Genomic DNA, 12816 nt, shown 5'->3' on the forward strand with positions numbered 1-12816 from the left:
TTGCTATTTAAGGTGTTCGAGCGCGTCGGCCATCTCGGCGCCCGTCATCGGCTCGCGCGCCATCACGAAGATGGTGTCATCGCCGGCGATCGTGCCGACTACGTATGGAAGGGCCGCCCGGTCGATCGCGCTGGCCAGGTAGTGCGCCGCCCCGGGCGGCGTGCGTAGGACCGCCAGGTTGCCGCTCGCGTCCGTGGACACCAGAAGTTCTCCGAGCAGGCGGGACATCCGTTCGGTACCGCCGGTCACCCCACGAACGGGGCTGCCGTCCTCAGGCACGATGTAGACGCCGACGCCGCCGTCGGCCCCGCGCAGCTTCACTGCACCGAGCTCTTCGAGGTCCCGCGACAGCGTGGCCTGGGTGACCTCGATGCCTTCCTCGGCGAGCATCGAGGCTAATTCGCTTTGGCTGCTCACCGAATTCGACGACAGCAGTGTCACGATGCGCGCCTGGCGTCCGGCCCGGGTGGCGGCTGTCATGCGCGATACCGCTTCGCTTCTCGCTTGAAAGTCATGCGGGCAGCCCGTTCTTCCCGAGCAACCACACCAGCAGCGCCTTCTGGGCATGCAGCCGATTCTCGGCCTCGTCCCAGACGGCACTCTGCGGCCCGTCGATGACGTCGTCGGTGATCTCGTGACCGCGGTGCGCGGGAAGGCAGTGCAGCACGATGGCATCCGGGTCGGCGAGTTTCAGCAGCTCCGCATTGATCTGGAAAGGTCGGAACGGCCGAACCCTGTCGAGTCCGTCGTTCTCCTGCCCCATGGACGTCCACGTGTCAGTCACGATGACGTCGACACCATCGGCGGCGGCTCGCGGATCCGAGGTGACGGTGACCGTCGCTCCCGTTTCATCGGCCCGTTGCCGCGCGGCAGCCACGAACATCGGGTGCGGTTCGAAACCGGTTGGCGCGGCGATCGTCACGTTGATTCCCGCGGTCACCCCGCCGAGCATCAGCGAGTGCGCCATGTTGTTGGCGCCGTCACCGAAGTACGCCATCCGTAGCCCGGTCAGGTTGCCCTTCCGCTCGGCCAGCGTCTGCAGATCGGCTAACACCTGGCACGGGTGGAACTCGTCGGACAGTGCGTTTACGATCGGCACCGTGGACCCGGATGCCATGGCGCTCAGCCGTTCTTGAGCGAACGTCCGCCACACGATCGCGTCGACGTAGCGGGACAGCACCTGGCCGGTGTCCTCGAGGGTCTCCTCGCGGCCCAGTTGGGTGCTGCGCCCGTCGACCACCACGGCGTGGCCGCCGAGCTGCGCGATGCCAACCTCGAACGAGAACCTGGTGCGGGTGGAGTTCTTCTCGAAAATCACGGCGACACCGCGTGGCCCTTCGAGTGGCCGGCTTCTGAACGGTGCCTGCTTGAGTTCGGCGGCCAGCGTGAGTACTTCGGCCTGCTCGCTGGGCGTCAGGTCATCGTCACGGAGGAAGTGCCGGAGTGTCATGAGTTCTCCTCCACGGCTGCGGTGGCGGTGTCGAGCACAGCTGGCAGCGCGGCGACGAACGCCCCGAGCTGCGCCTCCGTGACCACGAGCGGCGGCGCGAGCCGGATGACGTCCGGGGCCGCCGCATTGACCAGGAACCCGGCGTCGCGGGCGGCGAGTTCGACGGCCTTGCCGCGGGGTGCGGTCAACACGATGCCGCGCAGTAGCCCTTGACCACGGACGTGGTCGACGAGCGGGTGTCCGAGGGCCTCGATGTCATGGCTCAACGCCTTGCCGAGCACGTCGGCACGCGTGATGAGGTCCTCGTCGTCGAGTGCCTTGAGCACTGCGAGTGCGGCCGCCGTGCACACGGGGTTGCCGCCGAACGTGCTGCCGTGCAGACCAGGGGTCAGCAGGTCAGCGGTGGCGCCGATGGCCAGACAGGCTCCGATCGGCAGACCGCCCCCCAAACCCTTTGCCAGCGTGACGATATCGGGTGTCACCCCGTCGCGTTGGTGAGCGTAGAAGCTGCCCGTACGCCCCACCCCGGTCTGTACCTCGTCGAGCACCAGCAGCGCGCCGTGCCTGGCGGTGATGTCCCGAGCCGCGACCAGGTAGTCGGGCGGCGGCGTGACGACGCCCCCCTCCCCCATGATGGGCTCGAGGAAGACCGCGGCGGTGTCGTCGGTGACCGCGGCCGCGAGCGCTTCCACGTCGCCGTACGGAATGTGGGTCACGTCGCCTGGCAGCGGAGCGAAGGGAGCCTGTTTGGCCGGCTGCCCAGTCAGCGCAAGCGAGCCCATCGTGCGGCCGTGGAAAGCTCCCTCGGCGGCAACGAGTTTGGTCCGGCCCGTGAGCCTGCTGATCTTGAAGGCGACTTCGTTGGCCTCGGTGCCGGAATTGCAGAAGAACACCCGTGCCGGGGTTCCAAGGTGGGCAACCAGCGCCTCGGCGAGCGCGATACCTGGCTCCGTGGCATACAGGTTGGACGTATGGCCCAAGGTGTTCAGCTGTGTTGTCACGGCTTCGATGACAGCTGGATGGCGGTGCCCCAGCACGTTCACGGCGATGCCGCCGAGCAGGTCGACGTAGGATTTGCCGTCAGCGTCGGTAACCACGGCGCCGTCACCGCTGACCAGCGCCACTGGCGGGGTGCCGTAGTTGTCCATCATCACGGCCTGCCAACGCTCTTGCAGCCCTTCAGTCCGGGACATTCCCCGGTCGCTGCGCTCCTGCCCTCCGGTGCTCACTTCATCACCACCTTCGTTCCGGCTCCTTCATCGGTAAGCAATTCGACCAGCACGCAGTGTTCGACACGGCCATCGATGACGTGCGCGCTTGGCACGCCGCCCGCGACCGCGCGCAGACAGGCCTCGATCTTGGGCACCATGCCCGATTCGAGCGTCGGCAGCAGCCCGGTCAGCGTCGTGACGTCGATCTCGGTAACCAGCGAATCCCGGTCGGGCCAGCTGGTGTAAAGGCCCTCGACGTCGGTGAGCATCAACAGTTTCTCCGCGCCGAGCGCTTCGGCCAGCGCGGCGGCCGCAGTGTCGGCGTTGATGTTGTGCACCACGCCAGCGGCATCGGGGGCGATGGTGGAGACCACCGGAATGCGGCCGGCCGCAATCAGATCCAAGACGGCAGCGGTGTTGACACGGTCGACGTCACCGACCAGACCGATGTCGGTGGCCACGCCGTCGACCGTGACACTGCGCCGCACGGCCGTGAACAGATGCGCGTCCTCCCCCGTGATGCCCACCGCGTACGGACCGTGGGCGTTGATGAGCCCGACCAGTTCCCGCCCTACCTGACCGAAGAGCACCATCCGCGCGACGTCGAGTACTTCTGGTGTGGTGACGCGGAATCCGCCCTTGAAGTCTCCTGCGATGCCAAGCCTTTTGAGCATGGCGCTGATCTGCGGGCCACCGCCGTGCACGACGACAGGATGAATGCCGCAGTTGCGGAGGAAGACCATGTCCGCCGCGAAGGCCGCCTTCAGCACGTCGTCGGTCATGGCGTTGCCGCCGTACTTCACGACGACGATTTTGCCGTGCAACTGCTTGAGCCAAGGCAGCGCTTCCGCGAGCACGGACGCCTTGGTGTGCGTATCGGGTGCGGTCACGAGCTGTAGGCCGAGTTCTCTTCGACGTAGGCGTGAGACAGATCCGTCGTACGGATGGTCGCTTCACCGGTACCGATGCCAAGCGCGACGACGACGGTGATCTCGGCGCCCGAGAGGTCCACGTCGCGCGCGCCAGGTGCGCCGGTGCCGTCGACGCACACCGGAGCACCGTTGAACGACACGCTGATCAGGTCGGGGTTCAGTTCAACCGGTGCCATTCCGACCGCCGCCAGCACGCGGCCCCAGTTCGGATCGGAGCCGAACAGAGCGGTCTTCACCAGGCTGTCGCGTGCGATGACCCGCGCGGCAACGACGGCGTCGTCCTCGCTGGCTGCACCGGTGACGGTGATCGCGATGCGCTTCGTCACGCCCTCGGCGTCGGCCTGAAGCTGTGCACACAGGTCGTTACACACGGCGAGCAGCGCGTCGTCGAGTTCGCTTTGGCTGGGCGCGATTTCACTCGCGCCCGAAGCCATCAGCACGACGGTGTCGTTTGTCGAACAGCTGCCGTCGATGTCGAGCCGGTCGAACGTCTGGGCAGTGGCGTTACGCAACGCCCGGTTCAGTGCGTCGGCATCGGCGACGGCGTCGGTGGTGATGACGCACAGCATGGTGGCCAGCGACGGCGCCATCATGCCTGCACCCTTTGCCATGCCGCCGACGGTCCAGTCGCCCTCATGGTGCAGCGCAACCTGTTTGGGCACCGTGTCGGTGGTCATGATTGCCTCCGCCGCCTCGGTACCGCCGGTCAATCCACCCGCCAGCTCGGCCACGATGTCCTTGACGCCGACCAGCACCTTGTCCATAGGCAGCCGGTCCCCGATCAATCCCGTTGAGCAGACGGCGACTTCGATGGCACCGGTGTCGGTGCCCCACTCTGAAAGTGCGCCCGCGACCGCCTCGGCCGTGGCGTGAGTGTCCTGAAAGCCGCCGGGTCCGGTGCATGCGTTGGCACCGCCAGAGTTGAGGATCACGGCGCGAAGCCTGCCGGTCGTTATCACCTGCTGTGTCCACAGCACCGGGGCGGCCTTGACCTTGTTGCGGGTGAATACCGCGGCCGCACTGTGGTCGGGACCCTCGTTGAAGACCAGCGCGAGATCCGGTCTGCCGGAGACCTTGATGCCTGCCGAGATGCCGGTCGCCCGGAATCCGGAGGGGGCGGTAACACCTTGGGTGCGTACGAGTTTCATGGCGCCACTCCCACGATCGACAATCCTTCGGTTTCCGGCCAGCCCAGCGCGAGGTTCATCGATTGCACGGCCGCACCACCGGTTCCCTTCACCAGATTGTCGATCGCGCACAGCGCCACCAGGACTCCCGCATCCACGTCGACGGCCACTGCCACCTGGGCAGCATTGCTGCCTACGACCGCGCCGGTCTTCGGCAGCTGTCCTTCGGGAAGCAAATGAACGAACGGCTCGTCGCCGTAAGCCTTTTCGTAGGCCGCCCGCACCTCGGACAGCGAAGCAGTGGTACGCGCTGTGCAGGTGGCGAGGATGCCGCGCGACGTCGGGATCAGCACCGGGGTGAACGACACCGTAACGTCCTTGTCGGTGACCGTGCGCAACCCCTGGACGATCTCGGGCGTATGACGGTGCGTCCCGCCGACGTTGTAGGCGCGGGCCGACCCGATCACCTCGGATCCGAGCAGGTCGACTTTCGCGGCCCGGCCCGCTCCCGAGGTGCCACTCACGGCGACCACCGTCACGGCGGGCTCGACAAGGTCTTCGGCAAGGGCGGGCAGTAGCGCCAACAGCGCAGCCGTCGGATAGCAGCCAGGAACGGCGATGCGCTTGGCTCCACGCAGTGCCTCCCGGCCACCGGGTAGCTCGGGCAGTCCGTAGGGCCAGCTGCCCGCGTGGGCCGAGCCGTAGAACCGCTCCCACGCGCCTGCGTCGGTCAGCCGGAAGTCGGCGCCACAGTCCACGATCAGGGTGTCGGGTCCCAGCTGCTCGGCCAACGCGGCGGAATGGCCGTGCGGAAGCGCCAGGAACACCACGTCATGTCCGGCGAGCAGGTCCACCTCGGTGGGCTCGAGGACACGACTGGCCAACGGGAGCAGGTGTGGATGGTGCTCGCCGAGCGTCGTCCCTGCGCTTGCCGCCGCAGTTACCGAACCAAGCGTCAGGCGTCCGTCCGCATAGGCCGGATGCCCGAGCAGGAGTCGCAAGATCTCGCCGCCCGCGTATCCGCTCGCGCCGGCCACCGCCACTGAAGTCACTCGGACGATTTTGCATTGTTATGCAGTCTGATGCAAATAGATTATGCGTCAGCGACGTTGTTCGGCGCCGACGCGTTCGGCCGCGACGGCCACGGCGGCGTCCCTGGCGGCGCTTGCCTCGTCCTCGGTGAGCGTCCGATCGGGGGCGCGGAAGCGCAACGCCAAGGTCAGAGACTTGCGACCCTCGCCGATCTGCGGCCCTGTGTAGACGTCGAAGAGCCGGACGTCCTCGAGCAACTCGCCCGCCCCTGCGTGGACCGCATCGACGACGGCCTGAGCCTCAACGCCCGCCTCCACGATCAGGCTGACGTCCTGGAACACCGCCGGGAACGGTGACACAGCCGGAACGGGCAGCGGTTCGACGATCGGTACGCCATCGAGGTCGAGCTCGAGTGCGCACGTGCCCTTCGGCAGCCCGGTCCGCTCGATGACAGCCGGATGAAGCTGCCCGGCGTGGCCGACGACTCGGTCTTCGGCGGCGCCGACGATGACTACCTCGGCGCATCGGCCCGGATGCCACGGCAGGAGCTGAGCGGCCCGCAGCGTGACCTCGACTTGGCAGGCCCGGCCGATGGTACGGACGGCCTCGAATGCGTCGGTGGCGTCGACCGGGCGGCCCGGTCCCCACGGTCCACCTGGTTCGCGCAGGCCCGTCAGCACGGCGGCGACGTGTAGCGGCTGGCGTGGCAGCGAGTCGTCGATGACCGCGATCTCGTCGGCGGTGGGGCGTCGATCATTCTCGATGCGTTCGATGGCCCGCGTCTGCGGGGTCGCTTGCACGACCTGTTCGATGGCGAACAGGGCTACGTCGACGGCGCCGCGGGAAACGTTGCGGCTCAGTGCTTCCAGCAGCCCGGGCAGGAGTGTCGTCGCAAGTTGCGGTCGTTCGGACTCCAGCGGATTGAGCACGGCGACGGTGGCACGGCGCGCGTCGTCGGCCGCTAGGCCCCACTGGTCGAAGATCCCGGCGGGCAGGAACGGAGTAGGTAGTACCTCGACGAAGCCGTTGAGCGCCAAGGACTTCCCGATCGCACGCCGCCGAAGTTGACCAGGTGTCAGCCCGCGACCCGCTGGCGCCGACGGGAGCACCGATGGAATGAGTTCGAGCCCCTCGAGCCGCAAGACCTCTTCGACGAGATCAGCGGGCTGCTTGAGATCGGGGCGCCAACTTGGCGGAGTGACCACGAGGCCGTGCTCGGAAGTCTCGACGGCGCCGCCGATCTGGGTCAGGCGGCGGGCGGCCGTGCCGTCGGCGTAGCGGATGCCTGCGGTCCGATCGGGCAGGTCGCTGGGCATGCTCACCGGTGCCGGAGCCCAATTCTCGCGAGGCGGATCGCCGCGCCAGTCGGTCAGCGTAGGCTCCGCCGTGCCGCCGGCGATATCCGCGAGCAGGGTGGCGCAACGATCAAGAGCGGCAACGGAAATGGCAGGGTCGACGGAACGTTCGTATCGTCGGCCGGCCTCGCTGACGAGATGTAGTCGGCGTTGTGTGCGCGACACCGCGGCCGGATCCCAGACCGCTGCCTCCAACAACACGTCGGTAGTGCTCGGGCGGACCTCGGTGGTGCCCGCTCCCATCACACCGCCGATGGCGGCGGTCGCGACGTCGTCGACGATCAACACGTCGGCAGGATCGAGCCGACGCTCGACGTCGTCAAGCGTGACGACCGTCTCCCCCGGCTCTGCAAAGCGGACGTCGAATGGCCCGGTGATGAGCGAACGGTCGTGGGCGTGCATGGGATGGCCGATTTCGAGCATCACGTAGTTCGTTACGTCGACCGCAGGCGAGATGGCGCGGATGCCGCTGAGCAACAGTCGTCGTTGTATCCACCACGGCGACACCGCAGTTGGATCGATGCCCGTTACGGGGCGCAACCCAAAGCGCAGCACACCCGTACCCGGCTGCACGGTCAGCGGCCAGGCCTCGCCCTCGACGGGCAGCGCAGGCACGTCGGCGGGATCGGCGAACTCGAGGTCGAGCGCACAGGCGAGCTCGCGGGCCATTCCGCGGATCGAGAGGCAGTAACCGCGGTCGGGGGTGATCGCGAGGTCGAATACCACGTCATCGAGGCCGACGACGTCGATCGCGGACGCGCCGGGCTCGGCAGTGCCGGGCGGCAGCACCAGGATTCCGGCGTGGTCGGTGCCCATGTTGAGTTCGGATGCCGAGCAGATCATTCCGTCAGACGTACGGCCGTAGGTCTTGCGCTTGGCGATGGCGAAGTCCCCAGGAAGTACAGTTCCGGGCAGCGCCACCACGACGAGGTCACCGACCTTGAAGTTGGTTGCGCCGCAGACGATGTCGCGGGGCTCGGGTTCACCGACGTCGACCTTGCACGCCCGGATGGGCTTCTTGAACTCGGTGAGTTCCTCGATCTCGGCGACGCGACCGACGGTCAGCGGCCCCGTCACGGGTCCGACGGGGATGATGTCCTCGACCTCGTGGCCGATGCGGATCAGCGTCCGCTCCAGTTCGTCCACCGAAATGTTCCAGTCCGGCGTGCCGGCCCGGACGACGTCACGAAGCCAGCTATAGGGAACGCGCATCAGGCTCCCACTCCGAACGGGAGCGAGAAGCGCACGTCACCCTCGACCATGTCGCGCATGTCGGAGATGCCGTTGCGGAACTGCAGTGTGCGTTCAAGGCCCATGCCGAACGCGAAGCCCGAATACTCTTCGGGGTCGATCCCGCAGGCGCGCAACACATTCGGATTGACCATGCCGCAGCCACCCCACTCCACCCAGCCGGGGCCGCCCTTCTTGTTCTCGAACCACACGTCGAGTTCCGCAGAAGGTTCGGTGAACGGGAAGAAGTGCGGCCGGAACCGGGTTCGGCCCGCAGGCCCGAACTCCGCCCGCGCGAACGCGTCGAGCGTGCCCCTCAGGTTGGCCATCGTCAGGCCGCGGTCTACCGCGAGTCCCTCCACCTGGTGGAAGACCGGCGTATGGGTGGCGTCGAGCTCGTCGGTGCGAAACGTCCGGCCGATCGACACGATGTACACGGGCAGTTCGCGCTCGAGCAGGGCGCGGATCTGAACCGGCGACGTGTGCGTACGCAGCACCTGTCGTGATCCGTCGGGAGCGACGTGGAACGTGTCCTGCTCGCTGCGTGCCGGGTGGTCCGCTGGAAAGTTCAGCGCGTCGAAGTTGAATTGTTCGGTCTCGACCTCGGGTCCTTCGGCCAGTTCCCAGCCCATCGCGACGAACGTGTCGGCGACGTGCTCGGCCAGGATGGTGATCGGGTGGCGGGCACCGATCGGCTGGCGGGTGGACGGCAGGGTCACGTCGATGCGCTCGGCCACCAGTGCCGCGGTGTCGCGTTCAGCTCGCAGCAGCGCCAGCCGCTCGTCGTAGGCGCCCTGGGCCTCGGTGCGGGCGACGTTGACCCGCTTGCCTGCGTCGGCGCGCTCGTCCTTGGGCAGCGACCCCAGTTCCTGACGGGCCAGTGAGATCGCGGACTTGTCGCCGAGGTGTTCGGTCTTGGCTCTGGCCAGTGCATCGAGGTCGGCAGCCGCGTCGAAGGCATGCTTCGCGGCGCCAACCGCCGCGGTCAGCGCTTCCTCGGACAATCCGGACTGATCAGCCACCCGGCGATCATAGCGACGGGCCACATGTGACTCGCGCTACTCTCACGCGGTGATCGTGCGGCCCATGATCGTGGCAGCTGTCTGGATAGTCGGGGTGCTCGCCGCGGCGGCGGCGTTGGCAGTCTCGGTGTGGTGGGCGCTTCCCGCCGTCGTCGTGCTGGCGCTGGCTGTGCTAGGCACCTGGGACCTCGTACAGACCAAACACACGATTCTGCGCGTTTACCCCATCCTTGGGCACGTCAGATTTCTCATGGAGCTCATCCGCCCCGAGATTCGCCAGTACTTCATCGAATCCAATACCGAGGCCGCGCCCTTCGACAGAGAGACCCGGGATCTGGTCTACGAGCGGGCCAAAGCCACAAAGGGAGACGAACCCTTCGGCACGGAGCTCGACGTCAACGCCATCGGCTATGAGTTCCTTCGACACTCGATCCGGGCGAAGTTCGCCGACGAACTGGACCCGAGGGTTCGGCTTGGCGGCTCCGACTGCACGCAGCCGTATGACATTGCGATGCTGAACGTTTCGGCGATGAGCTTCGGCGCGTTATCCGCACAGGCGATCGAGGCACTCAACGGCGGCGCGGCCAGGGGCGGGTTCGCTCACGACACCGGCGAGGGCGGCATCAGCCCGTACCACCTTCGGGCCGGCGGCGACCTCATCTGGGAAATCGGCTCTGGGTACTTCGGATGCCGTGACGTCGACGGCCGGTTCGATCCAGTCGCCTTCGCCGAGAAGTCGCAGCTCGGCTCGGTAAAGGCGATCTCGATCAAGCTGTCTCAGGGCGCCAAACCCGGCTTGGGGGGCGTGTTGCCCGGCGCGAAGGTCAGCGCGGAGATCGCGGAGACACGCGGGGTGCCCATCGGCCGGACGGTGGTTTCGCCGCCTGCACACAGTGCGTTCAGCACGCCAACCGAGTTCATCGATTTCATCGCGACGTTGCGACGGCTCTCAGGCGGCAAGCCCGTCGGCTTCAAACTGTGCATCGGTGCCCGCACCGAGTTCCTGTCCATCTGCAAGGCCGTCATCTCCACCGGAATTGCTCCGGACTTCGTCATCGTCGACGGAGGCGAAGGTGGCACGGGTGCGGCCCCGCAGGAGTTCGAGGATCACGTCGGCATGCCGCTGACCGACGCACTGATGCTGGTGCACAACAGCTTGGTGGGTACGGGGTTGCGGGAGCGAATCCGCATCGGCGCGTCTGGGAAGGTGGCAAGCGGAGTCGACATCGTCAGCCGGGTCTGCCAGGGTGCCGATTTCACCATGTCGGCGCGGGCGATGATGTTCGCCGTGGGCTGCATCCAAGCGCTCAAGTGCAACACCAACCACTGCCCCACCGGAGTGGCAACCCAGGATCCCGCGCGGGGACGGGCACTTCACGTGCCCGACAAGGCGATTCGGGTGTTCAACTATCAGCGGGCGACCGTCGCCAGCGCCGCGCAGATCGTGGCGTCAATGGGGCTGGACGGCTTCCGCGCACTCTCCCCGGCCATGCTCAATCGTCGTATCGAAGGACAACGCACTCGGACGTATGCCGAGATCTACGAGTGGCTCATGCCCGGGGAACTCCTCGAAGAACCGCCGGAGTCATGGCTTTCGGACTGGGTGGAGGCTTCGGCCGACGAGTTCCGCTGAGCTTCGAGCGACGCAGACCCGAGCCGCACCGCTTCGACCGTCACGACCGCGACGACACCGCACGCGGACGCCACGACCAACTCCGGCAGCGTATTCGCGATCACCAGGAAGCCGAATGACGTTGCGATCCACAGCAGCGTGACGCGTAGCGGGGTCCAGGGCCGAGGAGCCCCGAATCGGCTTGCCACTGCCGCGCCGAGGGTGAGCGCCACGACGTGCCCGACGTCGGTGAAGTCCCGGCCCACCGTGATCACGGCGACCCCGACGGCCAGCCACCAGCCGATCCAGGGCGGACGCCAACGCGGCGATATCGCCGCGGTGAACGTCCCCAGCACGGCCGCGGCGCCATAGCTCATGCCGACGTCGGTCGCCCTCGCGACCGCAGCGGGCATCCAACCCCAGGTGACCGCCGCAGTGAGACCCGCAGCGACTAGCACCGTCGCGCCAACGTGGCCAAGCAGGAAGGCGACGATCAAACGGGTACTACGCCAGAGCAGCTCGGCGAGCCCAAGAAGGCAGAGCAGGCCGGGCAACCACAGCACGATCGAACCGGCGTCCACCACGAACGCGCTGACGAGCAGGGTGCCTAGGTGTCCGTGGCTCAAGTTGTGCAGATTGGTACTGGCGTGCTGCAGCACGCGGTCCCGCATGGACGGTCCAAGCGTCGCGAGTATCGCGTAGACGCTGAAGAGGATGACCCCGTACGCCACCGTGACGCGCACCAGCAGCAACCGGGATATCGCCCACCTCATCGATGACAACTATCCGCCCGTGTCGTCGACATCTTCCGGATCAGCACCTGGGAGCTCCCTCCGAGTCCTCACGCGGAACATGGCGAGGTCCTCCGGCACGCCAGAGATCTTGGGCGCGAACAGTTGCTTGCGGATCCGCTTCACCGTCACGCCGAGCGCATCGAAGTCCTCGGCTGCGATGTGGTCGAGCGTTGTCCCGGAGACGACGAGCCCGCCCTTGGTGGCCCGATCCATGACTCGCGCGGCGATGTTCACGTCGACGCCGAGCCAATCCGAGCCGATGCGCTGAGGTCGCCCCGTGTGGATGCCCGCCCGCATGTGCGGCGTATAGCCGCCCACGTCAACGGTTTTCACCGCATCGAGCGCCGTGAGCACGGCACGCACCGCCGTGCCCGCATCGGAGAACACCGCCATGGTGCCGTCGCCCATCCGCTTGACGATCTGGCCACCTGCCGCGAGCATCGGCGGTTCGGTTACCTGGGCTACGCGTCGCAGCAGCGTCAAGGTGGCGTCATCGCCCGCGCGTAGCGACCAGTCGGAGAACCCGACCAGGTCGGTGAACACCAACGTCACTTCGCCGTATGCCGGCCGCCCGGACACGCGTTCGGTCAGCGCCTGCCAGACCTGCAGGCCGGCCAGGCTCACCTCCTTGGACGCGGCACCGCGATCCATCAGCCGATCCGCTGCGCGGGCGGCCGCCCTGGGTCCACCATCTCCGTCCGCCGACAACGGGTCCCCGAAGTCCGGGTCGCCGGGCAACGCGCGGCGAGCGCGTTTGATGAAGGCGATGACAGCGGGACTGTGGTTGGTGCTCTTTAGCCACCCAAGGGGACCTGCGGGGCCGACGCCCCCGGTGCTTCGCTCGGCAGGACTGGCCCCCGAGTCGCTTCGCTCCTGTCCGCCGGACCTGATCCCCGGGTCGCTTCGCTCCTGCCCGCCGAGCCGTTCCTCGAACGATTCGACATCCACAACGCCACCCTAGGTGGCCTTTCGAAGGGGCGGCAATGAAGAACCCACGGAAACGACGGCGTGCCACCCCATTGTGGCTGTTGGGGAGATCTTGATCTGCCAC

The 12816-nt window shown here is 67.1% G+C and carries 11 protein-coding genes; 1 reads left to right on the forward strand and 10 read right to left on the reverse strand.

Features of this window, described 5'->3' with window-relative positions:
- Positions 1 to 3: 3 nt before the first annotated feature.
- From SLQ30_RS00065 to pheS, 8 genes are read right to left on the reverse strand one after another with little or no spacing between them, the layout of a single operon-like run.
- On the reverse strand, positions 4 to 480 hold the full coding sequence (locus SLQ30_RS00065) for an arginine repressor (protein WP_319444823.1): 477 nt from the start codon (positions 478 to 480) through the stop codon (positions 4 to 6).
- Positions 481 to 511: 31 nt separating this feature from the next.
- Positions 512 to 1450 (reverse strand): ornithine carbamoyltransferase, encoded by a 939-nt coding sequence (argF, locus tag SLQ30_RS00070; RefSeq protein ID WP_319444824.1) that lies wholly within the window; start codon positions 1448 to 1450, stop codon positions 512 to 514.
- A complete protein-coding gene (locus SLQ30_RS00075; protein ID WP_319445536.1) occupies positions 1447 to 2643 on the reverse strand; it encodes an acetylornithine transaminase in 1197 nt (398 codons plus the stop codon). Before SLQ30_RS00075 ends, argF begins: the two co-directional genes overlap by 4 nt.
- A gap of 32 nt (positions 2644 to 2675) precedes the next feature.
- On the reverse strand, positions 2676 to 3551 hold the full coding sequence (gene argB / locus SLQ30_RS00080) for an acetylglutamate kinase (RefSeq protein WP_319444825.1): 876 nt from the start codon (positions 3549 to 3551) through the stop codon (positions 2676 to 2678).
- Positions 3548 to 4741: a bifunctional glutamate N-acetyltransferase/amino-acid acetyltransferase ArgJ gene (gene argJ, locus SLQ30_RS00085; RefSeq protein ID WP_319444826.1), complete on the reverse strand. Its 1194-nt coding sequence runs from the start codon at positions 4739 to 4741 to the stop codon at positions 3548 to 3550. Before argJ ends, argB begins: the two co-directional genes overlap by 4 nt.
- On the reverse strand, positions 4738 to 5772 hold the full coding sequence (gene argC / locus SLQ30_RS00090; protein ID WP_319444827.1) for an N-acetyl-gamma-glutamyl-phosphate reductase: 1035 nt from the start codon (positions 5770 to 5772) through the stop codon (positions 4738 to 4740). The genes argJ and argC overlap by 4 nt, the downstream gene beginning before the upstream one ends.
- Before the next feature lie 48 nt (positions 5773 to 5820).
- Positions 5821 to 8319, reverse strand: a complete 2499-nt coding sequence (pheT, locus tag SLQ30_RS00095; protein ID WP_319444828.1) for a phenylalanine--tRNA ligase subunit beta — start codon at positions 8317 to 8319, stop codon at positions 5821 to 5823.
- Positions 8319 to 9359 (reverse strand): phenylalanine--tRNA ligase subunit alpha, encoded by a 1041-nt coding sequence (gene pheS / locus SLQ30_RS00100; RefSeq protein ID WP_319444829.1) that lies wholly within the window; start codon positions 9357 to 9359, stop codon positions 8319 to 8321. Before pheS ends, pheT begins: the two co-directional genes overlap by 1 nt.
- A 52-nt stretch (positions 9360 to 9411) precedes the next feature.
- Between pheS and SLQ30_RS00105 the strand changes: the two genes are divergently transcribed.
- The gene (locus SLQ30_RS00105; RefSeq protein ID WP_319445537.1) at positions 9412 to 10992 is read left to right on the forward strand and encodes an FMN-binding glutamate synthase family protein; all 1581 of its coding nucleotides are present in this window, start codon (positions 9412 to 9414) and stop codon (positions 10990 to 10992) included.
- On the opposite strand, the gene SLQ30_RS00110 is transcribed toward SLQ30_RS00105, so the two are convergent.
- On the reverse strand, positions 10899 to 11744 hold the full coding sequence (locus tag SLQ30_RS00110) for a rhomboid-like protein (protein ID WP_319444830.1): 846 nt from the start codon (positions 11742 to 11744) through the stop codon (positions 10899 to 10901). The two genes, SLQ30_RS00105 and SLQ30_RS00110, sit on opposite strands and share 94 nt — an antisense overlap.
- Positions 11745 to 11753: 9 nt before the next feature.
- On the reverse strand, positions 11754 to 12713 hold the full coding sequence (locus SLQ30_RS00115) for an adenylate/guanylate cyclase domain-containing protein (RefSeq protein WP_319444831.1): 960 nt from the start codon (positions 12711 to 12713) through the stop codon (positions 11754 to 11756).
- Positions 12714 to 12816 lie beyond the last annotated feature (103 nt).

It is taken from the genome of Mycobacterium sp. RTGN4 (genome assembly GCF_033804635.1).
Classification (GTDB): Bacteria; Actinomycetota; Actinomycetes; order Mycobacteriales; family Mycobacteriaceae; genus Mycobacterium.

Bases quoted from the DNA above. Each gene is read 5' to 3' on its own strand.
- argJ (WP_319444826.1), bottom strand. From the start codon at position 4,741: ATGAAACTCGTACGCACCCAAGGTGTTACCGCCCCCTCCGGATTCCGG.
- SLQ30_RS00065 (WP_319444823.1), bottom strand. From the start codon at position 480: ATGACAGCCGCCACCCGGGCCGGACGCCAGGCGCGCATCGTGACACTG.
- SLQ30_RS00075 (WP_319445536.1), bottom strand. From the start codon at position 2,643: ATGTCCCGGACTGAAGGGCTGCAAGAGCGTTGGCAGGCCGTGATGATG.
- SLQ30_RS00110 (WP_319444830.1), bottom strand. From the start codon at position 11,744: ATGAGGTGGGCGATATCCCGGTTGCTGCTGGTGCGCGTCACGGTGGCG.
- argF (WP_319444824.1), bottom strand. From the start codon at position 1,450: ATGACACTCCGGCACTTCCTCCGTGACGATGACCTGACGCCCAGCGAG.
- pheT (WP_319444828.1), bottom strand. From the start codon at position 8,319: ATGCGCGTTCCCTATAGCTGGCTTCGTGACGTCGTCCGGGCCGGCACG.